Origin of the sequence: Sphingobacterium sp. UBA6317 (genome assembly GCF_002440385.1) — a bacterium.
Lineage (GTDB): Bacteria > Bacteroidota > Bacteroidia > Sphingobacteriales > Sphingobacteriaceae > Sphingobacterium > Sphingobacterium multivorum.
On record NZ_DJTD01000035.1, the window covers coordinates 134,824 to 160,400 of the forward strand.

Here is a 25,577-nt window from a genome sequence, read left to right on the forward strand (position 1 = left end):
AAAAAAGAAAGGCTCATTTGGAATTCCAAATGAGCCTTTCTTTTTGTTCTTTAATAGCCTTTTGCCGTATCGTCTCCACGCGGGTCGGCTCCTGTCTGTAATTTACCATTTGGTAATACAAGTATATTCTCCACACGACCGATTGTCCCTCTCGGATTTATCGTATAGCCATCTTTTGTCAATCGATCACGTAGATTGACATCGATTGCGTTATTTTCAACGTCAATACGATCAGGAAGCCATTGATGATGAAATCTTGGCAGGCTCACAGCTGATTGGGCATTTTGTCGGAAGTCAATAACATTGAGGATGGTCTGAAAAACAGAGGTAATGATGGTTGATCCTCCAGGGGTTCCTACAACCATAAATAGTTTGCCATCTTTTTCTACAATAGTGGGTGTCATGGAGCTGAGCATCCTTTTGCCGGGCTGAATCTCGTTCGCTTTTTCCCCAGTAAGCCCATACATGTTTGGGATACCGGTCTTTACGGAGAAATCGTCCATTTCATTATTTAGGAGAAAACCTGCGCCCTCCACAAATACTCCTGAGCCATAAGAATCATTAAGTGTTGTTGTAATGGATACTGCATTCCCTTGCTCGTCTACAATATTGAAATGCGTCGTTTGTTCACTTTCATAACCCGGAATGACATCTGCATTGACATCTTTGCTTGATGTCGCTTTATGGAAATTGACTGAATGGAGTTTATGCGCATTTGAGCTTGAGTCAATAAGCTGTTCGACAGGTACCTTAATAAAATCAGGATCTCCTAAATATTTAGCCCGATTGGCATATACATAGCGTTCAGCTTCGACCATAACACGAATGGTTGAATCGGTTTGGAAGCCCCAGCGTTGAAGTGGAAACTGTTCGACTGATTTGAGCAGGGCTAAAAGAGATGTTCCCCCACTCGAAGGTGGTGGCATGGAAATAACTTTGTGGCCCCTATAATTTGTGGAAATTGGGGTACGCCAAAGTGCCTGATAATCCAGTAGATCTTGATGATTAATAATGCCTTTCCCTTTGTCCATTTCGGCAACAATTAAATCGGCCGTTTTACCTTTATAGAAACCGTCTCGGCCTTCGATTGCGATTCTTTCCAGTGTTTTTGCAAGTTCCTCCTGGATAAATAGATCACCTGCTCGCCAAACTGTGGTTTTGATAATTGCAGCACCAGCGGGATTCAGTTTGACAAAACGCTCTTTATGGCTTTCAAACTCATTGGCTTGTCGTTGACTGATTTTAAACCCTGTTCTGGCTAGCTGTATTGCTGGGAGTACGAGATCTTTCCATTGTAATTTGCCGTACTTTCTGTGGGCTTCCCACATACCAGCAACAGATCCAGGGATACCAGAGGCCAATTGACTATAAAGGCTCAACTCCGGAATAACATTGCCTTGGGCATCGAGATACATATCCCGGGATGCTTTTAGGGGAGCCTTCTCACGAAAATCTAAGGCATCTAAATTACCCCGATGATCGCGGTAGAGCATAAAGCCACCGCCGCCAATATTTCCTGCATTGGGATAAACAACTGCAAGAGCAAATTGTACGGCAACTGCAGCATCTATTGCATTCCCACCTTGTTTTAAAATCTTTACCCCGACTTCTGAAGCCAAAGGATGTGCTGTGACAACGGCAGCCTTATTAAAAGTACTGGCCTGCTCAACCTTAGTATTTAGCTGCTGTCTTGTCGCACAAGAGGCAAAGCATATGCTTGCTATGAGCGAATAGGTTATGAATTTATACATCGTACGCGATTTAAAATTAAATATTATCTCAAAGAGGTGTACAAACAATACTACTCTTGGTTATTTAAGTTTTTCGTTGTTTTTATGGCGGTCGGCATCCCGAATTGATTTCTTTTGAAGATTTTGTTCCAAAGCCGCTGTTAGATCAATTCCCGTTTGATTGGCAAGGCACATCAAAACGAATAATACATCGGCCATTTCATCTGCTAAATTAACTTCTTTGTCTGACTTTTTGAAAGATTGTTCTCCGTATTGCCGAGCCATTATTCGGGCAACTTCACCGACTTCTTCCATGAGTATGGCGGTGTTTGTCAACTCGTTGAAATAACGTACTCCGGTACTATTGATCCATTTGTCAATAATCTCTTGTGCTTCTTTAATAGTCATCTTGTGTTCAATTAAAAATTAAAAGTTGTCCTTATCTTTTGTGTCCATGACGATGGTAACTGGACCATCATTCAGTAGGTCGATTTTCATATCGGCTCCGAATATGCCAAGCTGAACCTCTTTTTGGAGCAATTGACTTAGCAGTAAAGCCATCTCTTCATACATTGGTTTGGCTTTGTCCGGTTTTGCTGCTCTGATAAAGGAAGGCCTGTTTCCTTTTTTTGTTTGAGCAAAGAGCGTGAATTGTGAGATGAGTAAGATATTTCCGTCTACATCTTGTATCGACTTATTCATCATACCCTGTTCATCCTCGAAGATGCGTAAGTTGATGAACTTCTGTCCTAACCATTTCAGATCTTCCGTTGTATCTGCTTCTTCAACTCCTAATAAAATCATTAGACCCTTCTGGATCTGGCCTGTTATCTGATTATCTACCGTACAAGAAGCTTTGGTAACTCGTTGTATAACTGCGCGCATAGTGAAAAGTATAAAACCAAAGGTAAAAATTCCGATTGTCAAACACGATGGGAAATTCAGTTTTCTCCAAGGTATATATAGAAACGTCCCTTTCTCCCGAAGGAAAAAGGGACGCTAATTATGCTAAAGGATTTGATCAGAAGCGACCTTCAGTCCGCCTTCCCAGCTACTAATGCGTTTGGAATCAGGAGGCTTTTATAAAGGGTGGTTTAGAATTTGAAATTCAAGCCCAGTAAGAAATTCGTTGGGGCTTGTGGGAAATAGAAATTATAATACTTCCGGGTATCTCCTTCCATCCAGCCAAAGGTGTAGCCATTGGCCTCGTACTTCTCGTTCAGTATATTGTTGACCTGTAAGGTTGCACTGATGTTTTTGATACCTAATGCTGTAAAGTTATAGTTTGCTAACAGATTGTTGACAAAATAAGCGGAAATGCTTCTCTCTTTTGCAGAAGAATTATCCAGGTATTGTCTTCCTACAAATTTGGATAGAAGCGAAAATGTAAGTGATGTTATTGGACTATAAGAGAAATTACTTGACAAAATAGTTCCCGGTGATAAAGCAATGTTTGTTTTCGAATAAAATATCCTTGTATCGCCGATGACCTCTTCAAAGTCCTTAATTTTATTTTGGCTGAAACTAGCTGTTGCTTTCCAATTGAACTGCTTGCTGATGTTCCATGATCCATCGAATTCAAGACCTATTCTATAGCTATCATTGACATTTTGTCGAATTGGAGCGCCTGTATCACTAATTTCACCTGTTGGGATCAACTGATCCTTGTAAAACATGCCATATCCATTTAATCCGATGTTGAATTTTTCATTTGTAAAACGATAGCCCAATTCAATGTCCTGCATTTTCTCTGGGGTAGGATCTGGTAAGGCGCTATTTTTCTCTATAAAATCCTTTCGGACAGGTTCTTTTTGTGCAAAGGCATAAGAAGCGTATACATTTGAATGGTCATTTAGCAGATAAGTTGCACCGGCTTTAGGATTCAGGAAATTAAACTTAGGATGATAATTATAATTTTTTACCTTATCATCATCACCATACATGTGGTAATCTACATTCCGATATTGAATATCGGCCATTAATATCCATTTGTCTAGTTTGTAATCGATTTTTAAGAAATTGCTGAAATCATTTTTTTGTGATTTCCCAAAATAATATTTGTCGTCAAGAAATCCTGTTGATGCATATTGTGACCAAATCACCTGGCCATAATGTTTTCCTTTATATTGATTATAAGCTCCACCCCAAGTAATTTCAAGCTGATCGTTCGGCCTGTAATTCAGAGCATAAGTCATTCCGTAAAAATAATTATCCAGCCATCTCCTGCGGACAAGATCTGTTTTTTGAATGGTGTCCTTACCAATAATGACGTTAGGCAAACCGTATTTACTTAGTTTATCTCCCGGTCTCATTTCTTCATAGTAACCATAACCTCTTGTATAGTGTAAGGCTGTATTGAGCGTCAATTTGTCGTTCAGTATATTGGTATAATGAAGTTGATGATGTTTCTGCGTATAATTATCTGTTTGATTGTTATACGTGTATAGGTTATAATTACGGCCAGCGTTCATGAAACGATCCTTCTCGGCACCGGAAATTTCGAGTGCATTATCTGCATAATCATCCATGCGCGACCGATCTCCTGTAATCAATGGTTCAGGAACGCCATTCCAGGCTTGATAGGTCTTTTCTTTTCCCCAGAATACAATTCCTTTTAAAATATGTTTCTTGCCATAATACCCTCCGTCCACATAGAAAGATTGTAAGTCTGAACTACCTCTTTCGATGTAACCATCGCTACTTATTCGAGATAATCTGGCATTGAAGGCAAATTTGTCGTCAATTAGTCCGGTACCGACTTTGACCGTATTTTTCCAAGTATTATAAGAGCCAAATGAATTGTTGAGTTCTGCGTAAGGGGTTTCTACTAGAGTATTGGACTGGATATTTAATGAGGCTCCAAATGATCCGGCGCCATTCGTCGAGGTCCCAATACCACGCTGAACTTGGATGCTCTCGGTAGAAGAGGCAAAGTCGGGAAGGTTTACAAAAAAGGAACCCATGCTCTCTGCATCATTTAAGGGGATTCCATTGAGTGTTACGTTGATTCGTTGATTGTCGGATCCCCTGATCGTCATTCCTGTATAACCTATACCCGCACCGGCATCGGAATTTACCTGCACGGACGGGGTCTGATTTAAAAGAAATGGGATATCCTGACCGAGATTGTTACGTGTTATTTCTTCTTTGGAGATGTTTTTAAAGGTTGTAGGAGCATTTCTTTTGGCACGGGTAGATTGAACAAGGACCTCTTCCATTTGAATTGTACTAGGTTCTAATGCTACCGTAAGTTCCAAATTGTCTTTAATATCCACATTTCGGCTCCATGTTTTATATCCAAGAGAAGATACCTGAATCTGATGCTTACCTGTATTGATACGATATAGTTTAATCAGTCCGTTTTTGTCCGATTGGCCAGCGAAGGATGCTTGTCCATCGATGGATATGGAAACGTACTGTAAGGGAGTCTGATTGGTATTGTCTACAGCTTTAATTGTCAGATTTTGTTGCGCAATGGCAATTTGACTTGAAATAGTAGCTAAGGAGCTACAAATCAAAAATTTGATCATGGTAATGTATTTTGTTTGAGTTAAACAAATCATAGCAAGGGGTTACTATGACCGCACTATTTAACTAACCTCTCCCTACGCCAGCATTATCTGGATCAGGTGTACAGAATTTAATCTGTTGGGTATAATCTCAGCCTTTATTTGTGTTCCTGACAAAACAAGGCACCCCTATTCGATGCTGCGAATATATAAATTTAAAATTGAAATGAAGTATAAAGAAGTAATTTATGACAAATACAAAAGAGTGGATTTACGGCTTTATTTCTTTTTGGTTAAAAATTTGTGCAAATTGTTGTTTTTGGTATTTATTGTTCTTTTTAGGTACCTTGGCATGAATTTTTCTACTAGAGGTATGTATTCATACAGGTCAAAAATTTTTAGTTACTAAATTGATAGTGAGGAGATAAAATGTTAAAATATTTAAGCGCTAATTATATTCTGCCGATTACTTCAATGCCAATAAAAGATGGTATTGTTTCGGTAGATGAGGAGGGGGTAATTCAAGGTATCTATGACCCAACTTCATTTACACCTTCAGACAAAACGAAGGTTGAGAGATATGAAGGAGTGATAATTCCAGGTTTTATCAATGCACATTGCCACATTGAATTGTCGCATATGAAAGGTATTGTCCCTAAAGGTACGGGACTTCCGAGTTTTCTTAGTAAGGTGATGACAACGCGGTCGGCGTCGATGAAAAAAATAGACGACGCTATGGCAAAAGCCGATCGAGAGATGTATGAAAATGGTATTGTTGCAGTCGGAGATCATGCCAACACAGATAATTCCTCGAAACTGAAGGAAGATTCTCAGATCTTATATCATACGTTTGTGGAGGTGCTCGGAATTGAACCTGACGAAGCTGACTTTAAGTTAAAAGAGGCTAAATCGTTGACTCAAGAGTTTAGGAATGGGCATGTATCCATTACGCCACACGCGCCATATTCTTGTTCGAAAGTACTTTTCAAAAAATTCAAGAAGATGGTTCCGGAAACAAATATTATCAGTATCCACAATCAAGAAAGTGAAGAGGAGAATAAACTGTTTCGTTATAAAATGGGGGAGTTCCTGGACTTTTATAAAAGTATAGGAAAAAACGCCGATGCGATTAAGGCGCAGGCAAGAAATTCGATTCAGTCCTATCTTCCTTATTTGCCATATCCCAATAAATTATTGTTGGTTCATAATACCTATACTTCTCTTAAAGATCTGGATTTTGTAGAGCGCATGGATCGTGATGTGATGTGGTGTCTTTGTCCAAAAGCCAACCTTTATATTGAAGGAACATTACCAAAGGTTCAGAATTTTATGAATGCCGGACAGCGTTTAGTAATCGGAACGGACAGTTTAGCTTCAAATGATACATTATCCATTTTGGAGGAACTAAAGGTATTGCATGCGCACTTTGAGGATCTCGATTTCTTGCAGACTATTCAATGGGCTACGATTAATGGTGCGATCGCGTTGAACATTGAGGATGAATTTGGCTCACTTGAAGTGGGTAAAAAGCCTGGGATTGTATTGTTGCAAGGTATGGAACACATGCGCCTACATGAAGATGTTAAGGTAAAACGTTTAGCGTAGTATTTAATTCCCCAAAACTTCTGTACTTTTGCTCTTATTGAACCGTCCATGACTATAATAACGGAACTATAGTCATGGTAAGTTCCATCTGACCGATGGAAGAAAAAATAAGTTACAGATGAAACATTTGAATATTTCAATAAGAGGTAAAGTACAGGGAGTCTTTTTTAGATTGACAACCAAGGCGGTTGCAGATCAAGTTGGTGTTAGGGGCTTTGTTGTCAATTTAAAAGATGGTTCTGTCTATATTGAGGGCGAGGGCGACGAGTTTGCACTAGATTCACTGTTGGAGTTCTGCCAAGAAGGGCCCGAGGGTGCAATTGTTGAAAGTGTTGAAGTAAAGGAAGGCGAAATGAAGGGCTTTTCCAATTTTGAAGTAGTTAAAAGAGTTCAATCTTAAGTCTTTTCACCTTGTCAGTACTTAAAAAATTCGCTGGACAGACCATGATTTATGGCCTGAGTACGATTATAGCACGTATGCTGTATTTCGTTATGACGCCACTCTATGTCCTCAAATATCCACCTGCGTCCTACGGAATATTTACCAATATGTACGCCTGGGCGTCCATGATCAATGCCGTTTTGGCATTTGGTATGGAAACTACTTTTTTTAGGTTTCTCCAAAAAGTCGAAGAAAAGGATAAGAAGCAGGTTTTCAATAATAGTTTTATCGTCATTGCCACTCTGGCAACATTATTTTTTATAACGGCCATTGTCTTTGCTGGCACTATTGGTGGTTGGTTGAATAAGGGAACTTACAATGCCGATTACGAGAGCTATGTGAAGTATTTTGCCCTCATATTGGCATTGGATGCTTTAGCTATTGTTCCTTTTGCGAAATTGAGATCGGAGGGAAAGCCTATCCGATTTGGTGCTATTAAATTGGCCAATATCGGTATTATGGTTGTTCTTAACCTATTCTTTATTGCTTTGGTTCCCTATTTGATAAAAGATGGAGGTGCATTGGGCTCTTGGTGTTCCGGTTGGTACAGAAATGAATGGATAGGTTATGTATTTATTTCCAATATTGTGGCAAGTGCAGCGACCTTTCTATTTCTTCTGCCTGAAATGAGAGGTTTTTATTTTAAACCCGAAAAGCAGCTAATCTTAAAGATGCTATCCTATAGCTTTCCGATTTTAATAGCCAATATTTCTTATATCATCAACGAAAATTTAGATAAAATTGTATTGCCAATCTACCTGCCTAAGGATATTGGTGATCGCGATTTGGGGATCTATGGAGCCGTTGGAAAATTGGCGATGTTTCTGAGTATTTTTGTTCAGGCTTTTCGATTGGGGGCAGAGCCATTTTTCTTTTCTTATGCAAAAAATGCAAATGCGAAAAAGACCTATGCGTTAATTATGGAATATTTCGTCATTGCCATGATGTTAGTTATGTTGGGGATTACAGCGAATATTGACTGGCTGAAGTATTTTATTAAAGGAAATGTGGAAACACGTGACTTATATTGGTCTGGACTTTTCATTGTTCCTTTGTTGCTGTTCAATTATGTGCTGCTGGGGATTTATATGAATCTTTCGGTATGGTATAAGCTTTCTGATCAAACGCGGTACGCTTTGTATATTTCATTGGTAGGCGCAGGAATAACCATCGTGGCAAATTATTATCTGATTCCGAGATACAGCTATGTGGGAGCATCAATAGTCACATTTTTAGCCTACTTTGCTATGGTTGTGCTATCTTATGTATGGGGGCAAAAACATTACCCTATACCTTATAAATTGGGAAAGATCCTGATGTATATATTTGCGGGAATATGTTTCTCCTACCTTTCTTACTTTGTATTTCATCATAATGTTTTTATTGGTAATGGACTTTTAATCGCTTACCTGGGAGGTGTATTTTTGATGGAACGAAATCAGCTCAAGCGATTTATCAAGAAAGATGCTTAAAAGAAAAAAGGTCGTGCTAATGTTAACTTAGCACGACCTTTTTCTTTATAAATTGTAGACTTCAGTATTATACCATTTCTGCGGAGAAATTGTGTTCAATTTCATAAAGTACCTCAAGAATCTCTGCCTGGCTTTGTAAGCTGACTAATTTCATGCGGTGTTCTTTAAAGTTGGGGATTCCTTTGAAGTAATTCGCATAATGCCTACGCATTTCAAAAATACCCAATTTGTCACCTTTCCATTCGATGGATTTGTTGAGATGTGTTCGGCAAACCTCGACACGTTCAGCAATGGTAGGTCCTTCTAAACGTTCGCCAGTATTGAAAAAATGTTTGATTTCTCTAAAGATCCAAGGGTATCCGATTGCTGCACGGCCAATCATAATGCCATCCACTTCAAACTCCTGGCGCCATGCCGCAGCTTTTTCGACAGAGTCTACATCGCCATTGCCAAAAATTGGGATTTTGATACGCGGATTACGTTTGATATCCCGAATCATGGACCAGTCCGCCTGACCCTTATACAATTGTGCGCGCGTACGTCCATGAATAGCCAGTGCTTTGATCCCCACATCTTGTAGTCTTTCAGCAACTTCGTATACATTTTTTGTGTTGTCATCCCAACCAAGACGTGTTTTCACCGTTACGGGTAAATCCGTAGCCTCAACGACAGCTTTTGTCATTGCAACCATTTTATCGATGTCCTGTAGCAGGGATGAACCAGCTCCTTTACAGACTACTTTTTTAACTGGGCAGCCGTAATTGATGTCGATTAAATTAGGTCCTGCTTTTGTGCAGATTTCAGCAGATTGACGCATACTTTCAATATCTCCACCGAAGATCTGAATGCCAATAGGACGTTCATACTCAAAAATATCCAATTTTTGAATTGACTTTGCAGCATCCCGAATTAACCCTTCCGAAGAAATAAATTCAGTATACATTAAATCAACACCATTCTGTTTGCACACATAGCGAAACGGAGGATCACTTACATCCTCCATCGGAGCTAATAACAAAGGGAATTTACCCAAATCAATATTTTCACCAATCTTGACCGACATCTTCGATAATTTTTTACAAAGGTACAAAATTTGGCATTAGTATAAAGTTAACTCACTGTCACGAGTTTAAAGCCTATTTTTGATCTCTTCAGACCCTGTCGAACGTTGACTGTTCAAATCGCTAAGCCCGCCAAATCGATAATTAAAGGAGAGGATAGCCGTCCTGCTGTCAGGGTTCGATTTCCCTATATTTCTTTTACAAAGTCTTTGATGGCTTGTCCAGGATCGGCTGTCTTCATGAAATTTTCACCAATTAGAAAACCTTGGAATCCAGCTTTTTTTAAGGCTTTAATTGTCGAAGGATCAGCTATGCCGCTCTCAGATACTTTAATATATTCTGTTGGTATTTTGTCTAGGAGATCATAGGAATGCTGAATGTCGACTGAAAAATCTTTCAGATTTCTATTATTAACACCGATTGCGTCAATGTCATCAAAAAGATTATCCAACAGTTCCTGTTCGTTATGCACCTCAAGTAAGACATTTAAACCCAATTGATGTGCATAGGCTGCAAATTCCTGAACTTCCTCCTTTTTCAGACATGCTGCAATTAAAAGAATGATGTCTGCGCCATACGCTTTTGCTTCGGCGATCTGATACTTTTCGACGATGAATTCTTTTCTTAAGATAGGAATGCTAATAGCCTTACGTGCTTTCGATAGATCTTCTAAATTGCCTTTGAAAAATTCCCCATCCGTCAGAACAGACACCGCTGAAGCACCTGCCTCCTCGTATGCCTTTACAACATCTTCCACTGCTGAAGTGCTATTGATGTCTCCTTTTGATGGCGATGCTCTTTTGTATTCAGCTATAATTCCTGTTTTTTCAGGATCAAGAATAGATTCTCTCAACGATAGACAAGCCACATTGAAATAGGGATAGTTTAATAATTCCTCCAAAGGAACTAAAGCTTTTGCCTGTTCTACTTCTATTTTTTTTCGTTCAATGATTTTATCAAGTATAGTCATTTTTCTAGATGTTAGATTCCTAACCAGTTTTCAATTAATTTCTTACCATTTGTGGTCAATACCGACTCTGGGTGGAACTGCATTCCCCTTACATCGTATTCAGTATGGGTTAAGGCCATAATGATGCCATTCTCGTCGATCGCCGTTACCTTGAGGCTAGCCGGTAAGGTGTCTTTGTTTACGGCCCAAGAATGATAGCGTCCTATTTTGGAATCTTTTGGGAAGTCGCGAAACAATTTTTCTGACTCATCAACAACGGTAATATTTGTTGCTACGCCATGCAAAGGTTTTTCCATATTGAATAGCGTACCACCAAAAACCTCTGCGATCGCCTGTTGGCCCAAACAAATGCCCAATATACTTTTATGTGGAGCGTAGGTACGGATAACATCAAGCAATAATCCAGCTTCTTCCGGAATGCCTGGTCCGGGCGAAAGAAGTATTTTATCGAAAGCATCAATATCTTCCAGTTTGAATTTATCATTTCTCCATACAACATACTCTTGATCTAATTCCTGTAACAAATGGACCAAGTTGTAAGTGAACGAATCGTAGTTGTCTATAACGACTATTTTATTGTTGCTCATAACCTTTTACTATAAAATCTTGATTAATATAATTTTCAATTTCCTGAAATATAGATTGAATAAATTCGGTTGGCAAATTAAATCTTTTTGCCAGCACTCCATAATTACTGCCCAGGTTCCGAATAATATGCTGCTCTTCGTTTTGCTCATCCTTGAAGGCCTTACCTTTACCGATATAGGTTTTTCGTAATGCCAATAGCTCAACGATGCGGTTGTCAATAGTGTCTACCGAATCATGGATATGTTGCTTGTTGACACAGTATTCCAATGGTCTGATCATAATGTTTCTGCTAATTGTAATGCTTTTCGTAGAGCAGCAATTTTGTTATTTACTTCTTGTAGCTCCATTTCAGGATCTGAATCTAGTACAATACCACCGCCGGCCTGATAGTGTAGGGTGTTTTGTTTACTTAGGAAGGAACGAATCATAATGGCATGATTAAAGTCGCCGTTAAAACCCATGAATCCAATTGCACCAGAATAAAATGAGCGTTGTAATCCTTCGTAACGATCAATCAGTGTCAACGCCATATGTTTTGGAGCACCTGAAAGTGTACCCGCTGGATACGTATCGCCTACGATGTCAAATGGATTGATATTATCTTTTAATGTGCCCGTTACTTTAGAGACCAAGTGGATAATATGGGAGTAATATTGTGGTTCCATGTAGGACTCAACTTTAACTTGGGTACAATGTCTACTTAAGTCATTGCGGGCAAGATCTACGAGCATAACATGTTCTGAAGTCTCTTTTGGATCTTCTTTGAGTTTGGTGGCTATTTTTTGATCTTCTTCCATGTTGCCTGTCCGTTTAAATGTTCCTGCAATAGGGAAAATCGTCGCTTGTTTTCCGTGAATACGCAGTTGAGCCTCAGGCGAAGATCCGAAAAGTTTAAAATCACCGTAGTCAAAATAGAAAAGATAAGGTGATGGGTTGATGGAGCGGAGTGCACGATAGACATTGAATTCATCACCAGAGAATGGTGTCTTAAAGCCTCTGGATGGAACAATCTGGAATACATCGCCACGTTGGATATGCTCTTTCATCTTCTTGACCAGCTGACGGTGTTCTTCATCGGTACGATTGGAGCTTTCCTCACCAGCTAGTTTGAAGGTATATTCAGGGAAGTTTTTGTTCTGAATAAGGAACTGCATTCTTTCAAGTTCTGATTCTTCGTCGTCCAGCAGATGTTCAAAAATATAGAGTTGATTACGGAAGTGGTCGATGGCAATGACATATTTGTAAACATGATATTGCATAAACGGTATTTTCCGTGCTGGATCTACCGTTGTTGTGAGTTTGATGTCCTCAAAGTGTTCAATACAATCGAAGGTGAAGTAACCAAATAGGCCATTGGAGATCAAGTTAAGTTCAGCAATTGTATGATCTTCGAACGAATTTCTAAAATCGGAAACTTCTTGACGTAATTCGATTTCGTGTGCACTTTTTGCGATACGTTCTCTACCCGGATAAGTGAGCGTCAGCTCTTCCTCATCGAGCTGGATTCCAGCTATTGGTTGACAACAGATATAACTTATGTTGTTGTCGCGACTATGGTAGTCGGAGCTTTCCAGTAACAAGGAGTTTGGAAAGATATCTCTTAGACGAAGATAGATGCTCACGGGGGTAGTTGTATCCGCAAGCAACTTTCTGGTTTGTGTTTTGAATGTATACTTCATTTTTTGTGTCTTATCTTCTTTTTGTAAATTATGTATAAAAAAACCCCGATACTGGTCAGCATCGGGGTTGGAATTTCCATAAATGGTTTTGGTTGATTATGAAATATTATGACAATACCAATTAGTTCCCGATGCTTATTGCTTCAGGCCACCACCAATTTGTATTTGTATATCTTCGTGTCATTATTACACAAATTTATAAAAAAAAATAAATAAGCAAACTTTTTGTGACAAAAAAACAAAAATTCACCTTATTTCTTAATCATTTAATAAATCAGGACGTCTTTCTTGTGTTCTTTTTAACTGTTGTTCATCTTTCCATGCAGCGATTTTTGCCTCATGACCACTAAGGAGAATATCAGGCACTTTGTGGCCTTTCCAGTCTGCAGGGCGTGTATAGATAGGTGCATCAAGTAATCCATCCTGAAAAGAATCTGAAAGCGCGGATGTTTCATCCGACAAAACTCCGGGGATCAGACGGATCACAGCATCTGTAACAATCGCCGCTGGAAGTTCACCTCCAGACAATACATAATCACCTACAGATATCTCCTTTGTTACATAAATATCACGGATACGTTGATCTATTCCCTTGTAATGCCCACAGAGAATCATCATATTTCCTTTTGTCGATAATCCGTTCGCAATATCCTGATTGAATGTTTCACCATCGGGAGTCATGTAAATGATCTCATCGTATTCCCGTTCAGACTGCAATTCCTCAATACACTTGGCAAAGGGTTCTATTTGAAGGACCATGCCCGATCCGCCCCCGTACGGATAATCATCGACACTTTTGTGTTTATTTGTTGAATAGTCTCTTAAATTATGGACATATATTTCAGCCAAGCCTTTGTTCTTTGCTCGTTGCAAAATAGAGTGTGCAAATGGACTTTCCAAGAGGTCAGGTAAGACCGTAATAATATCAAAACGCATGGGGCAAAGATACACAAAAATGCACCATTGTCTATTTATAAGATTGATTCGCTTATCTTTGTGCCAAAATTAAGTGTATATACAGTGATTGACGTAAATAATATTTCTGTTTCCTTTGGGGGAACAACTCTTTTTTCAGATGTATCCTTCTCCATCAATGAGAATGATAAGATCGCATTGATGGGTAAAAATGGCGCCGGTAAATCGACTTTATTGAAAATTATCGCTGGAGTGGGTAAACCTACTACAGGTAATGTTGCTGGTCCGAAAGATGCCATTATAGCCTATTTACCGCAACATTTGCTAACAGAGGATAACGTGACTGTTTTTGAGGAAACGTCAAAGGCTTTCGAAGAAGTCTATGGTATGCGTGATGAGTTGGAAAACCTGAATGAGCAATTAAATATCCGTACAGACTATGAGTCTGATGATTATATGCAATTGATCGAACGTGTATCCGAATTAAGCGAAAAGTTCTATTCAATTGAGGAAGTTAATTATGATGCAGAAGTTGAAAAGGTCTTGAAGGGACTCGGTTTTGAGCGTTCTGATTTTACAAGACAGACTTCTGAGTTTTCGGGTGGTTGGCGGATGCGTATCGAATTAGCTAAAATATTATTGAAGAAGCCGGATTTGATTTTATTGGATGAGCCAACCAACCACATGGATATCGAGAGTATTCAATGGCTGGAAGATTTCTTGGTCAATTCGGCTAAAGCAGTTATCGTTATTTCGCACGATAGGGCATTTGTCGACAATATCACCAATAGGACCATTGAGGTGACGATGGGACGGATTTATGATTATCGTGCCAAGTATAGTCATTACCTGGAATTACGTCAGGAGCGTCGCCAGCATCAGCTAAAAGCATATGAAGAGCAACAACGCTTTATTGCGGACAATCAGGAGTTTATTGATCGTTTCAGAGGAACCTATTCTAAAACATTGCAGGTACAATCACGTGTAAAGATGTTGGAGAAATTGGAAATCATCGAGATTGACGAAGTGGATACTTCCGCATTGCGTCTTAAGTTCCCACCATCTCCGCGTTCGGGTCAATATCCTGTTATTGTTGAGGATCTAACCAAAGCTTATGATGAACATGTTGTGTTTCAAAAAGCAAATATGGTTATCGAACGTGGTGAAAAGGTTGCTTTTGTCGGAAAGAACGGTGAGGGTAAATCTACCATGATCAAAGCAATTATGGGTGAGATCGATTTCGAAGGTACGTTAAAAGTTGGCCACAATGCAAAAATTGGCTATTTCGCACAGAATCAGGCAGCCTTACTTGATGGTGAAATGACTGTTTTTGATACCATTGATCAAATCGCAGTAGGCGATGTACGTGTTAAAATGAAAGATCTTTTGGGGGCTTTCATGTTTAGCGGCGATGATACAACTAAAAAGGTGAAAGTATTATCTGGAGGGGAGAGAACGCGTTTGGCGATGATAAAATTGTTGTTGGAACCGGTCAATGTATTGATTCTTGATGAGCCCACAAACCATTTGGATATGAAGACAAAGGACATTATCAAAGATGCTTTAAAAGATTTCGATGGTACATTGATCCTTGTTTCGCACGACCGTGACTTTTTGGATGGTTTGGCAGAGAAAGTCTTTGAATTCGGAAATAAACGTGTACGGGAGCATTTTGAAGATATTAAAGGTTTCTTGGAATACAAGAAGATGAGTAGCTTGAAAGATATTGAACGTTAGCATCTAGATAAACGTCGTGTAAAACCCGATAGGGGCTCAGTTATAAAAAGCGGCTTTTTGATATAAAAGCCGCTTTTTTGTGTTTTAAAAGAATATTAATCGAGCCTTCAAGCTTTTTTTCCTTAATCCCAAAGTGTGTGAAAGACACCTTCCCGATCAATACCATTACGCCGAGTCCAACTATTCCAAAATCGTAGTTATTCTTTTTGTCTATACTCATCGTTTAATACCATTTTTCTAAGTTGAAATTTACCATTTATGTTGATACTACGAAAGACAATTATCAGCAGATCGGTATGCGGCGATTTTCTCGCTCCAATTACTTTGCTGGTATTGAGCCTTTTGTTGTAAGCTAACAGATATTCCGTATATTGAACTTTCCTAAACATCAATTTTATTTATGATCATTGGATTAGACATTGGGACATCATCTGCGAAAGCTGTTGCATTTGACCACGCGGGTAACATCTTATCCCAGCATAGTATACCTTATCCTATAATAAACCCGTTGGAAGGGTGGTATGAGCAAGATCCGGAGATTGTTTATGGCGCATGTATTGATTCTATTATGCATGTCATGATTAGCTTAAGGCAATCTAGTGGGGAGATACCGAAACCTGTATGTATTTCGGTGAGCAGTGCTATGCACGGACTGATCGCTGTTGACTCGGCAGGACAGCCACTTAGCAATTGCATTATATGGGCAGATCGCAGAAGTGAGCATATTGCGGTTGCCTTGGAGGCAAGTGAGGCGGGCAGGTTGCTTTATCAGCAGACGGGCACACCAATACATCCCATGTCTTTGCTTTGCAAATTAATGTGGATAGGGGCCAATGATCAAAAATTATTTGCTCAATCGTACAAGTTTATCGGTATCAAAGAATTTCTTTTTTACCGGCTCTTTGGCGTGTATGTGGTCGATCATTCCATTGCATCTGCAACAGGGCTTTTCGACATACATCACCTAAGATGGTCTGATCAGGCGTTAAGCTTGGCGGGCATATCGGAAGAACAGCTAGCATCTCCAGTTCCGGTCAATTATATTTTAAATATGCCTAGCCGAGAAATTGCGGCCATGATGCATATCCCTGAAGATACCCCTTTTGTTATAGGTGGTAGCGATGGTTGTTTGGCTAATCTCGGAGTAGGAGCTATACGTCCTGGAGTGGCTTCGGTAACTGTAGGTACCAGTGGAGCTATTCGCGTAGCAAGCTCGCAGGCAAATCAAGAAAAAAAACAAAGACTATTTACCTACCTACTGAGATCAAATGAATATATAATTGGTGGTGCGGTTAATAATGGCGGTGTATTACGCAACTGGTTTCGAGACAACTTTTTGAACGAATATACCCAAATGGAAGCAGATGGAGATCTTTCGGCGTCGTTAGATGCTTTGATCGGCTCCGTCGTTCCGGGGGCAGAGGGCTTGATATTCTTGCCCTATTTAACTGGTGAACGGGCACCACATTGGAATTCCAATGCTAAAGGTGTTTATTTTGGAATACAGTTGCATCATGGCAGGGCGCACTTTGCACGTGCCATGATGGAAGGGATGTTGTTTGCAATTTACAGTGTAGGAATCGCGTTAGAGGAGAACACCGGTCCCATTCATACGATCTTTGCAAGCGGCGGCTTGGCGCGGTCATCGTTGTTCGTGCAGATGCTTGCAGACATTTTCAATAAACCTGTATTCACCAAAAATACAGTAGAAAGCTCTGCATGGGGAGCAGCATTGATAGGCTTGGAAGCCTTGGGTATTCAGGGATGTGAGCCTACTATAAAAAACAAACAAGCGGAAGGAGCGCAAGAGACCGAGCATTATTATAAACCGAGTGCGGAGAATCACGCTGTATATATGAAAAACTTCCGGAAATTTGAACGCCTGTACCATATATTGGAAGGTGAGTTTTAACTAAATATAAATTATTATGCCTCTAATCATCGTTATTTTGGGAGTAGCTTTACTACTTCTTTTAGTTACCGTCGTCAGGTTAAACACGATCTTTTCATTACTGATAACCTCTGTTGCGGTCGGTTTTGCTATGAATATGAGTGCCGTCGACATCCTTAAATCTGTTGAAAACGGAGTGAGTACCACTATGGGCCAGTTGGCACTATTGTTGGCTTTCGGGTCTTTACTGGGAAAATTGATGGCGGAGGGTGGTGCTGCAGAAAAGATTACAACGGTACTAACGGCTGTATTTGGTAAAAAGAACTTACCTTGGGCAATGGTTCTCACGGGCTTTTTAGTAGGAATTCCCTTATTTTACAATGTCGGTTTTATCGTCTTAGTACCATTCGTTTTCATGGTATGTGTTTCCAATAAAATGCCTTTGCTTTACATAGCCATTCCGTTGCTGGCAGCGCTGTCCGTGACACATGGTTATTTGCCACCACATCCGGGAGCTACGGCCATAGCGCTTACCTACAAAGCGGATATCGGTTTAACAATGGTCTATGGGATTATTGTGGCAATTCCTGCCATCATTATCGGTGGACCGCTCTTTGGAAGGATGCTTAAGCATATTCCGACCAACCCACCGACCGAGTTTTTTCCTGAACACAATCAAGCGGATAGGAAAGAGCTTCCCGGATTTGCAATTAGCATATTTACGGGGCTTTTTCCAATAATTTTAATTGCTTTTGGTTCATTTTCACATCTAATATTTCCAGAAGGCTCCTCTTGGCTGAAGGCACTACGTTTCTTGGGTGACCCGGTTGTGGCTTTAATGATTGCATCGCTAATGGCGATGTACACAATGGGTATCCGCCAAGGTAAAAGTTTGCGGGAGCAATCAGAAAGTGTGGAGGAAGCAATCCGCGGGATAATGATGATCCTTTTTATCATTGCGGCATCAGGCGCCTTTAAGCAAATTTTGGTAGACAGTGGTGTAGCGAACTACATCGCTGACATAACCGCAGACCTGAGCTTGTCGCCTCTTGTACTTGCATGGTTAATAGCCGGTATCATTCGCCTAGTTATCGGTTCGGCTAGTGTTGCTGGGCTCACGGCAGCGGGCATTATGCTTCCCATTGTGCAGGCAGGAAAGGTTACTCCTGAATTAATGGTGCTAGCGACGGGAGCGGGTAGTCTTATGTTCTCACACGTCAACGATCCTGGGTTTTGGATGTTTAAATCTTATTTTGGAGTGAGCATGAAGGATACGTTTCGCTCATGGACGGTGATGGAAACGCTCGTTTCTGTTGTTGGATTGATTGGCGTCTTGATTTTACATTGGCTTGGTCATTGACAGCGAATGGGAAAGTTTCCTATTGTCATACATCTTTAGTTAATAATCTCACCTTTCTAAGCATTGCTTCTTTATAAACAACATAAACACGATCGTGTACTGTCACGGTAGCTCAACAAAATGATGATATGAAGTAATCGTAAGGATGTATAGTAATAGCTCAAACGAATATTGAATTATACAGGCCCATAATCGGTTGATTATGGGCTTTTTTTTGACGGAAACCTTTGTTTGATTTTTTTTTCTTAATATCGTGACAATGAACCAAATTTTTGTTGTTCTAAAATTATGTGGAGATTACACCGATTTTATATACTTTGCTCAATCCTGTTGGTAAGCTGCTTATCTGGGTTACCGTCTTTTGGACAATCAATTGCTTATACAGTAGACAATTTGCCCAGTCCAAAAATAAAGGGGCAGGATTATTTTGTGTCCAATCCCGATGGGATTCTATCTTCGGGTACAGTGGCGGAATTAGATGGTTTATCAACGCAGATTGAGGCTACTACAAAAAGTGAATTTGCCATCGTTGTTGTGAACGATTACGTTGGCGACAGTGATTTCGAATTTGCTTTAAAATTATTCAATGCCTGGGGGATCGGTAAGAAGGAAAGTAACAATGGGCTTTTGTTGTTTATTGCTAAAGACCGCCATGAATACCGTTTTATCACTGGGTATGGTATGGAAAGTATTTTGCCCGACGCTTATTTAAAGCGCATTGGCGAAAAATATCTCGTACCTAATTTTAGGAATGAGGATTACGACCGGGGTGTTATGGAGGCTTCAGAATTTATAAAGACCATTCTCACCTCACCGGATAGTAAAGCCGAGCTGGAACGCTTAATGCCAGAGGCAACACCTGTCTGGAGCTTTAAAAGTCCAATCCTGCGAAATTCACTGTTGGTTTTAGGTTTGTTTGCAATCTGTTATATCTGGTTGGGTGAGGTGACCCGAGCGATCAAAGGGAAGTTGACCAAAAAAAGTAAATATTTCCCGCCTTTAGTCAGCGGATGCGGCTGTATGGGGATAGTAATGTTTATCTCGGTGTTTATCTGTGCATTTGCCCTCAATAATTTTGAGGAGGTCTATCAGTGGAAAAATTTACCTTATTTTATTGGTGTTTTTGGTAGTATTACCTTGGCGATGAAGTATAATGCAAGTCGTACGCAGATTGTCAATTCTTATCAGGACGAAGAAAATATACAAAAAGCTTTGCGCAAATTTCGTGTTTGGGGCTTAATTCCGCTATTGCTTAGTCCATTGGCGCTATTTGATCTCATTGGATTAAATAAACGCATTCGGAAGAATCAACTTCGATTGGCCCCTCCAGATCAATCTGGACGTTGGTTGCGCATGAATAAGGATGATGTGTCTACCCGAGAAAGTGCATACCTGGATAAGGGGCAGCTTTTGGAGGAAAAAATCGGTAGCCGTTCGTACGAAATATGGATAGATCAGACGACCAATGAAACAAAGCTGGTTCCCTGGGATGAAAATGTTGGGTTCATTGATTGTCCTGCATGTCATTACAGAACTTTTGAGACCGGGCGTACCAAGACGATACGTGCAGCAACGTATAGTTCGCAGGGATTGGAAGAACGCTTTGACTTATGCAAGAACTGTGGCCATCGGGTATCCCATGGTGAACATTCAACTCCAGTTAAAGTGCGCTCAACATCGAGTAGCTCTGGCGGAGGATCGAGTAGTAGTGGCGGTGGTGGTAGTTTTGGTGGCGGATCTTCTGGTGGCGGTGGCGCAGGCGGAAGATGGTAATCCATAATTTAGGGCAAAAAAAAAGGTTTCCAAACGGGGAGAATGAAAACCTTAAATAACCAATTATAAACCTAAATTATGATGACACAAATATAGTGTATTTATTACACTATGCAAACTTTTTTTAAAAAAAATAAAAAATAAGTTACAGCTAACGCTATATGATTTCTGTTTATAAATTGAAACCAAAATTTCAGCAGTTGCTGATGCCGATCTTGAATTTTTTGCATCACAGGAAGATAACGGCCAATCAAATTACAATTGGATCGATCGTATTCTCGTTGATCATTGCTTTGTTTTTTTGGTATGCTGATCGTTTCCCGATTTTCTTTTTGGTCCTGCCAATCGGATTGTTATTACGCATGGCCTTGAATGCCTTAGATGGTATGATGGCGAGGCTTTTTAATCAGACCAGCAAGACCGGAGAGGTTTTGAACGAAGTCGGAGATATTGTTTCGGATGTCGTGCTATTTTTTCCTTTGTTGAAGTTTCATCCGGAAAGCGTGTATCCAATCGTCGCTTTTATTGTCTTGAGTGTTGTGAATGAATTTTGTGGATTGATAGGGAAGGTAATTGCCAATGATCGTCGTTACGATGGGCCGATGGGCAAAAGTGATCGTGCTTTGCTGTTGGGCGTATATGGAATTTTAGCATTATTGCATATTTCTATCGTTGCTATTTCGGGCTATATTTTTGGCGTTTTGTGCTTACTCTTACTTTTGAGTTCGGTAACTCGATTGAGAAAGGCTTTGGCGCATGGCTGATGCCAATGGCAAATTCGCAGATGTTCCTGTTCGCGTTAGAAGTTGGGGATACATTGTCTTGGTGCTGGCGGTTGCCTTCGTCCCACCAACATTATCACCTTTGTTTGTTGCCTGGATAACCTTTCAAGGGATGTGCGAGTTTGCGCGTATGTTTATCCCTGAATGGAAGGCGAATCCATTCGTATTTCTTTCCATGGCAATGTTGCAAGCGTTGCTCCTTTACTTTTGTTCCTATCAAGAATATTTAGTGTTGGCCAGCTTCATGTGTTTGGGGACTGCTTTATTTTTCAACTATGGTTTAAAGGTTAAGAAGGGAGCCGTATTTGGACTGTTTTTTGGAGCAGTAGCTTGTTTGCTTGCCTTTAGCCATTTAGCTTTTATCCGATCCATAAAAATGGATAACAACGTAATGGTGGGATTAAAATTAATTGGTTACATTGTTGTGCTAACGGAGCTGAATGACGTCTTTCAATACCTGATGGGCAAGTTTTTCGGCAAACGTAAAATCGTTCCGCGTATTAGCCCAAATAAGACAATTGCTGGATGTGTGGGCGGTATCGGCTTAACAATTATACTGAGTAATTTATTGGGGTATTTCCTACTGCCTTTTCAGAATTTTCTATACTTTTCGTTGTTCGGTTTGTTCTTCGGTATTTTGGGATTCTGGGGAGATGTTCTTTTTTCCTATCTGAAAAGAAAGGCAGGAGTGAAAGATACTGGATCATTGATTCCCGGGCATGGTGGCTTATTGGACCGTATCGATAGTCTGATCTTCAATGCACCACTGTTTTATGCTTTGATTATCCTGTTGTTGGGAATCTAATAGGATTGGATGAATGTAGTAGAGAGAAGGTTAATTAAAATTTCAATGTGATGGCTTATCAACGTGCTGTTTTATTTTCAGGGGGTGGAACGCGGTTCAGTCTATATCTGGGCATGTACGCTGCGTTAGATGAGCTGGGCTTAAAACCAGATCTGCTTATAGCGAGCTGCGGAGGTTCAATGGCAGTCGCTGTTATACAGGCCTTTGCTACACATGAAGCCCGCAAGTGCTATCTACAATCTGAAGAACTTTATCGGTTTTTCTTGCATCATCGGCTCACTGAACAGCGTCGTTTGGGGAAGCTGGGCGTGTATGTTTTGAAAAAACAGCTGAACGAAAAACGGGCGCCCTTTATCGAGGATGTCTTTAATCGCTATCTCGCTGATATGGAACAGGATCTTTCCTTACTATTGCCTACTTTAGATAGACCATTCTCGGTAGCAATACCGGCACTGGTGGTCGGCGCTAAAATGCTGTTCAGCCCGTCTGAAGTAGGGCAGCGGCGTGGAGATCGGAAACTCTATCAAAAAATGCTGATGGGAACTAAGGATGTATTGGCCAATGTGCCTATTGAGGCAATAGGCATTGCGGATGAGAATTATGTGCACAGTGCAGTGGCTGAAGAAGTTCGTTTGAGCGCTGAATTTTCTGTGCTACAGGCGGCCCGTATTTCGATGTCCGATATGTTTTATATTAAACCTGTATGTTACAATAATACCCATTACGCTGGTGGAGCAATTGATCTCGTTCCAATGGAGCTAGCAAATGTGCTTGCTGAAAACATTATATGTGAGCGAAAACAACCTTACAAACCACAAGAAGAAGCGTTGGTACGGGCAGTATTGGGCTTTAGCGGAAATAAACGGTTAGCAGATTTGGAACAACATTTTCCGTATGCACATTGGATAGATACACAGGATGCCGCGAAACAATTAGCTGGGAAATACTGTAAAAAAGGAATTGATTGGCGTAAATTTGAAGTTACGCTTTCTTTCCCGAGAGATCTGGAAGAATTTGCTGAAGCGATGGAAGCGCAATGGAACTATGGCTATGAGGTGACATTAAAATCATTGAAATGAAAGTATTTATTGCCGGTGGCACAAGTGGAATAGGCCTTGCTTTGGCCAAGCGCTACCTCGAACAGGGAGCAGAGGTCGCTGTGTGTGGTCGTGATCTGACGAAAGTGTCAGCATATTCCTGGACGCATAGCCTTAAAAGTTTTGAAGTAGACGTATGTCAATTAAACAGTCTGCAGGGTGCGGTCAGCACATTTTGTGCACATTCATCTTTGGACCTCTTTATCAATTGTACCGGGAGTTACGCAGATGACGTTGCTCAACAGATAAGTTATCAGGAGGCGGTTGCCATGCTACAGGTGAATATGATGGGTACGATAAATTGTTTCGAAGCGGCAAGAATGGTTATGCAGGGTCAGTCGGAAGGACAGATTGCAATCGTCGCATCGGTATCGGGAACGCTTCATTTTCCCAATTCAAGCCTATATAGTAAGACCAAGCGTGCTGCAATCCAAGTGGCTGATGCATATCGGAGGGCACTCCAGCCGTATGGAATTGCGGTTACTGTTATCGCCCCGGGCTATGTTGATACGGATAAACTGAGAGCGCTCAATAAGCAAGATTTGTCTAAAAAACCATTTTTAATACCCGTAGACGACGCTGCACAGCGTATAATGGCAGCTATCGACCAGAAGAAGAAGCAAGTAGTGTTTCCGAAGCGTATGAAGTGGTTAATGGCATCGCTGGGACTACTTCCAAATATCGTATTGAATAAAATTATGTCGAGGAAGGCCAAATGGATGAAAAACGACTGAAAAATAGGGGACTGCAATTTGCTGTTTTCCTTTATTGTGCGCTATTTTTCCAGGTGACTTATTCTGCTGCTGCGGTCCATGCTGCAAATCAGACTACTGTATCTTCGTTTGTGTTTCCTTTTGAACACTTTATGCCGTTCGTTTCTTGGATGATTATCCCCTACATGAGCAGTGGTTTGTTCTTCGCTGTGGTTCCTTTCTGTTGTCGAAGTCGAGAAGAGCTTTGGGTCTATACGAAGCGTTTCAGTTTCATTACCATCTTCTCTATTTGTTGTTTTTTTATTTTTCCCTTGCGATTTTCTTTTGATAGGCCTAGCGTTGAGCATTCAGTTTTTGAATTTTTCTTCGCCTTTTTAGGGAAGTACGATTCCCCATTTAATCAAGCACCTTCGTTGCATGTGGCCTATGCATGTCTGTTTTGGTCGGTGCTCGGTAAGCAGCTAAAAGGCTGGAAACGCTGGGTAGTGGGAATTTGGCTACTACTCATGGGCATTGCTACACTCACCGTTTATCAGCACCATCTGGTGGATGTGCTGACCGCATTGATTTTGGTTCATATGGGATTCGTTCTATTCCCATCTCCATCGGGACTGCTTCATGACAGTGCATTATCTATGTTAAAGGCTGGGAATTTTCCCTTTTTGGCTGGTACCGAAAAGGCAAATTTATACGAAAAGACGAAATTAGACCTCGAAACGGAGATTTGTCGTAGAAACCAAAGAATTGGTAACGTTTACTATGCCATTGGCTGGAGTTTATTGTTACTGGCATTGTGGGGCGGAGCTCATGCTTTTGGATTATATCTTCTGTGTTGGCCATCCCTGGTCTGCATTGCGGTAGGAAGGAATTATGTTATCAATAATCCAAGGTTTTTAAAAAATGAAAAAGGTTGGATACCTAGATTTAAAAAATGGTTTTATTGTCCATATCAATGCATATATTGGTTACTGTGGCGTTTTGTCAGACGCAGCAATAATCCGCCTTTATTTGAAATTTTACCAGGTTGTTATGTGGGGCCGAGGATGACTGCAGGAGATCTCCGTGTGCTTGGTCTGAATAAGCATCTGGTTGTTTTTGATCTGGCTGCTGAATTGGAAGAAATACCTATTCTACATTTAGAGAAAAACTATCATTCGTTTCCATTGTTGGATATAGCAGCAATTAAATTGTCGGATGCCGAAAGGATATTGGCAGCGCTCGTAATCAGTTATCAACAATTGAAGCGAGGTGAAAATATGATTATACATTGTACAATGGGTTACAGCAGGAGTATGATTTTTGCTGTTCTATTGTCACAAAAAATATTATCTTTAGATTTAACGGATGCTATAGATCGGGTTAAATCTCATAATAAGCATTTTGTATTGCATAGACATGCACTTGAGTTGATGGAGGTGCTGGTCGAGAGAAATAGCTAGACGGTCCTT

Annotated in this window: 23 protein-coding genes; 12 read left to right on the forward strand and 11 right to left on the reverse strand. The window is 40.4% G+C overall.

Annotated features, from left to right (window positions below):
• Positions 1-50: 50 nt before the first annotated feature.
• The 4 genes from ggt to B3E92_RS11025 form a co-directional block, all read right to left on the reverse strand.
• Entirely contained in the window at positions 51-1,751 is a 1,701-nt protein-coding gene (ggt, locus tag B3E92_RS11010) for a gamma-glutamyltransferase (protein ID WP_070561629.1), read from the reverse strand.
• 60 nt (positions 1,752-1,811) lie between these two features.
• Complete coding sequence (locus B3E92_RS11015) at positions 1,812-2,138, reverse strand: nucleotide pyrophosphohydrolase (RefSeq protein ID WP_070561627.1); 327 nt, start codon at positions 2,136-2,138, stop codon at positions 1,812-1,814.
• 18 nt (positions 2,139-2,156) lie between these two features.
• A complete protein-coding gene (gene dtd / locus B3E92_RS11020; RefSeq protein ID WP_070561625.1) occupies positions 2,157-2,615 on the reverse strand; it encodes a D-aminoacyl-tRNA deacylase in 459 nt (152 codons plus the stop codon).
• A 209-nt stretch (positions 2,616-2,824) separates the two neighbouring features.
• Entirely contained in the window at positions 2,825-5,260 is a 2,436-nt protein-coding gene (locus B3E92_RS11025) for a TonB-dependent receptor (RefSeq protein WP_070561622.1), read from the reverse strand.
• A 408-nt stretch (positions 5,261-5,668) separates the two neighbouring features.
• On the opposite strand from B3E92_RS11025, the gene B3E92_RS11030 reads away from it, so the two are divergent.
• The 3 genes from B3E92_RS11030 to B3E92_RS11040 all read left to right on the forward strand — a co-directional run bounded on the left by B3E92_RS11030 (position 5,669) and on the right by B3E92_RS11040 (position 8,758).
• Complete coding sequence (locus tag B3E92_RS11030; RefSeq protein ID WP_070561620.1) at positions 5,669-6,844, forward strand: amidohydrolase family protein; 1,176 nt, start codon at positions 5,669-5,671, stop codon at positions 6,842-6,844.
• A gap of 118 nt (positions 6,845-6,962) precedes the next feature.
• Complete coding sequence (locus tag B3E92_RS11035; RefSeq protein ID WP_070561618.1) at positions 6,963-7,244, forward strand: acylphosphatase; 282 nt, start codon at positions 6,963-6,965, stop codon at positions 7,242-7,244.
• Positions 7,245-7,288: 44 nt separating this feature from the next.
• Positions 7,289-8,758, forward strand: coding sequence for a lipopolysaccharide biosynthesis protein (locus B3E92_RS11040; RefSeq protein ID WP_083295782.1), 1,470 nt, complete (start codon positions 7,289-7,291; stop codon positions 8,756-8,758).
• A 67-nt stretch (positions 8,759-8,825) separates the two neighbouring features.
• Here B3E92_RS11040 and dusB read toward each other — a convergent pair whose 3' ends face one another.
• From dusB to trmD, 6 genes are all read right to left on the reverse strand, one after another.
• Positions 8,826-9,821 (reverse strand): tRNA dihydrouridine synthase DusB, encoded by a 996-nt coding sequence (gene dusB, locus B3E92_RS11045; protein ID WP_070561616.1) that lies wholly within the window; start codon positions 9,819-9,821, stop codon positions 8,826-8,828.
• A gap of 185 nt (positions 9,822-10,006) precedes the next feature.
• The gene (gene trpC / locus B3E92_RS11050) at positions 10,007-10,789 is read right to left on the reverse strand and encodes an indole-3-glycerol phosphate synthase TrpC (RefSeq protein WP_070561614.1); all 783 of its coding nucleotides are present in this window, start codon (positions 10,787-10,789) and stop codon (positions 10,007-10,009) included.
• A gap of 11 nt (positions 10,790-10,800) precedes the next feature.
• Positions 10,801-11,376: an anthranilate synthase component II gene (locus B3E92_RS11055; RefSeq protein ID WP_070561612.1), complete on the reverse strand. Its 576-nt coding sequence runs from the start codon at positions 11,374-11,376 to the stop codon at positions 10,801-10,803.
• Positions 11,363-11,656 carry a chorismate mutase gene (locus B3E92_RS11060; protein WP_070561610.1) on the reverse strand — a complete coding sequence of 98 codons (294 nt, stop codon included), beginning with the start codon at positions 11,654-11,656 and terminating at the stop codon, positions 11,363-11,365. The genes B3E92_RS11055 and B3E92_RS11060 overlap by 14 nt, the downstream gene beginning before the upstream one ends.
• Positions 11,653-13,056, reverse strand: a complete 1,404-nt coding sequence (locus B3E92_RS11065; RefSeq protein ID WP_070561608.1) for an anthranilate synthase component I family protein — start codon at positions 13,054-13,056, stop codon at positions 11,653-11,655. Before B3E92_RS11065 ends, B3E92_RS11060 begins: the two co-directional genes overlap by 4 nt.
• Positions 13,057-13,314: 258 nt before the next feature.
• Positions 13,315-13,992, reverse strand: coding sequence for a tRNA (guanosine(37)-N1)-methyltransferase TrmD (trmD, locus tag B3E92_RS11070; protein WP_070561607.1), 678 nt, complete (start codon positions 13,990-13,992; stop codon positions 13,315-13,317).
• Positions 13,993-14,076: 84 nt separating this feature from the next.
• Here trmD and B3E92_RS11075 point away from each other — a divergent pair, with 84 nt between their 5' ends.
• Positions 14,077-15,708, forward strand: a complete 1,632-nt coding sequence (locus tag B3E92_RS11075) for an ABC-F family ATP-binding cassette domain-containing protein (protein WP_046674822.1) — start codon at positions 14,077-14,079, stop codon at positions 15,706-15,708.
• A gap of 40 nt (positions 15,709-15,748) precedes the next feature.
• Here the strand turns inward: B3E92_RS11075 and B3E92_RS11080 are convergent, their stop codons facing one another.
• Positions 15,749-15,928: a hypothetical protein gene (locus tag B3E92_RS11080; RefSeq protein WP_070561606.1), complete on the reverse strand. Its 180-nt coding sequence runs from the start codon at positions 15,926-15,928 to the stop codon at positions 15,749-15,751.
• A 180-nt stretch (positions 15,929-16,108) separates the two neighbouring features.
• Here B3E92_RS11080 and B3E92_RS11085 point away from each other — a divergent pair, with 180 nt between their 5' ends.
• The 8 genes from B3E92_RS11085 to B3E92_RS11120 all read left to right on the forward strand — a co-directional run bounded on the left by B3E92_RS11085 (position 16,109) and on the right by B3E92_RS11120 (position 25,568).
• Positions 16,109-17,620, forward strand: coding sequence for a gluconokinase (locus tag B3E92_RS11085; RefSeq protein ID WP_286896705.1), 1,512 nt, complete (start codon positions 16,109-16,111; stop codon positions 17,618-17,620).
• Positions 17,621-17,636: 16 nt separating this feature from the next.
• Positions 17,637-18,959: a gluconate:H+ symporter gene (locus B3E92_RS11090; protein ID WP_070561604.1), complete on the forward strand. Its 1,323-nt coding sequence runs from the start codon at positions 17,637-17,639 to the stop codon at positions 18,957-18,959.
• 288 nt (positions 18,960-19,247) lie between these two features.
• Positions 19,248-20,732, forward strand: a complete 1,485-nt coding sequence (locus tag B3E92_RS11095) for a TPM domain-containing protein (RefSeq protein WP_070561603.1) — start codon at positions 19,248-19,250, stop codon at positions 20,730-20,732.
• A 179-nt stretch (positions 20,733-20,911) separates the two neighbouring features.
• The gene (locus B3E92_RS11100; protein ID WP_201303457.1) at positions 20,912-21,496 is read left to right on the forward strand and encodes a CDP-alcohol phosphatidyltransferase family protein; all 585 of its coding nucleotides are present in this window, start codon (positions 20,912-20,914) and stop codon (positions 21,494-21,496) included.
• Positions 21,489-22,319, forward strand: a complete 831-nt coding sequence (locus B3E92_RS11105; RefSeq protein WP_070561599.1) for a phosphatidate cytidylyltransferase — start codon at positions 21,489-21,491, stop codon at positions 22,317-22,319. The genes B3E92_RS11100 and B3E92_RS11105 overlap by 8 nt, the downstream gene beginning before the upstream one ends.
• 50 nt (positions 22,320-22,369) lie before the next feature.
• Positions 22,370-23,398, forward strand: a complete 1,029-nt coding sequence (locus tag B3E92_RS11110; RefSeq protein ID WP_286896710.1) for a patatin-like phospholipase family protein — start codon at positions 22,370-22,372, stop codon at positions 23,396-23,398.
• Complete coding sequence (locus B3E92_RS11115) at positions 23,395-24,150, forward strand: SDR family NAD(P)-dependent oxidoreductase (RefSeq protein ID WP_070561595.1); 756 nt, start codon at positions 23,395-23,397, stop codon at positions 24,148-24,150. Before B3E92_RS11110 ends, B3E92_RS11115 begins: the two co-directional genes overlap by 4 nt.
• Positions 24,132-25,568, forward strand: coding sequence for a phosphatase PAP2 family protein (locus B3E92_RS11120; protein WP_286896712.1), 1,437 nt, complete (start codon positions 24,132-24,134; stop codon positions 25,566-25,568). The genes B3E92_RS11115 and B3E92_RS11120 overlap by 19 nt, the downstream gene beginning before the upstream one ends.
• Positions 25,569-25,577 lie beyond the last annotated feature (9 nt).

Coding starts and splice junctions, on each gene's coding strand:
- B3E92_RS11115 (WP_070561595.1), top strand. CDS start 23,395: ATGAAAGTATTTATTGCCGGTGGCACAAGTGGAATAGGCCTTGCTTTG.
- B3E92_RS11060 (WP_070561610.1), bottom strand. CDS start 11,656: ATGATCAGACCATTGGAATACTGTGTCAACAAGCAACATATCCATGAT.
- B3E92_RS11120 (WP_286896712.1), top strand. CDS start 24,132: ATGGATGAAAAACGACTGAAAAATAGGGGACTGCAATTTGCTGTTTTC.
- B3E92_RS11095 (WP_070561603.1), top strand. CDS start 19,248: ATGTGGAGATTACACCGATTTTATATACTTTGCTCAATCCTGTTGGTA.
- B3E92_RS11105 (WP_070561599.1), top strand. CDS start 21,489: ATGGCTGATGCCAATGGCAAATTCGCAGATGTTCCTGTTCGCGTTAGA.
- trmD (WP_070561607.1), bottom strand. CDS start 13,992: ATGCGTTTTGATATTATTACGGTCTTACCTGACCTCTTGGAAAGTCCA.
- ggt (WP_070561629.1), bottom strand. CDS start 1,751: ATGTATAAATTCATAACCTATTCGCTCATAGCAAGCATATGCTTTGCC.
- dusB (WP_070561616.1), bottom strand. CDS start 9,821: ATGTCGGTCAAGATTGGTGAAAATATTGATTTGGGTAAATTCCCTTTG.
- B3E92_RS11090 (WP_070561604.1), top strand. CDS start 17,637: ATGCCTCTAATCATCGTTATTTTGGGAGTAGCTTTACTACTTCTTTTA.
- B3E92_RS11065 (WP_070561608.1), bottom strand. CDS start 13,056: ATGAAGTATACATTCAAAACACAAACCAGAAAGTTGCTTGCGGATACA.
- B3E92_RS11110 (WP_286896710.1), top strand. CDS start 22,370: ATGGCTTATCAACGTGCTGTTTTATTTTCAGGGGGTGGAACGCGGTTC.
- trpC (WP_070561614.1), bottom strand. CDS start 10,789: ATGACTATACTTGATAAAATCATTGAACGAAAAAAAATAGAAGTAGAA.
- B3E92_RS11080 (WP_070561606.1), bottom strand. CDS start 15,928: ATGAGTATAGACAAAAAGAATAACTACGATTTTGGAATAGTTGGACTC.
- B3E92_RS11085 (WP_286896705.1), top strand. CDS start 16,109: ATGATCATTGGATTAGACATTGGGACATCATCTGCGAAAGCTGTTGCA.
- dtd (WP_070561625.1), bottom strand. CDS start 2,615: ATGCGCGCAGTTATACAACGAGTTACCAAAGCTTCTTGTACGGTAGAT.
- B3E92_RS11055 (WP_070561612.1), bottom strand. CDS start 11,376: ATGAGCAACAATAAAATAGTCGTTATAGACAACTACGATTCGTTCACT.
- B3E92_RS11030 (WP_070561620.1), top strand. CDS start 5,669: ATGTTAAAATATTTAAGCGCTAATTATATTCTGCCGATTACTTCAATG.
- B3E92_RS11040 (WP_083295782.1), top strand. CDS start 7,289: ATGATTTATGGCCTGAGTACGATTATAGCACGTATGCTGTATTTCGTT.
- B3E92_RS11015 (WP_070561627.1), bottom strand. CDS start 2,138: ATGACTATTAAAGAAGCACAAGAGATTATTGACAAATGGATCAATAGT.
- B3E92_RS11025 (WP_070561622.1), bottom strand. CDS start 5,260: ATGATCAAATTTTTGATTTGTAGCTCCTTAGCTACTATTTCAAGTCAA.
- B3E92_RS11035 (WP_070561618.1), top strand. CDS start 6,963: ATGAAACATTTGAATATTTCAATAAGAGGTAAAGTACAGGGAGTCTTT.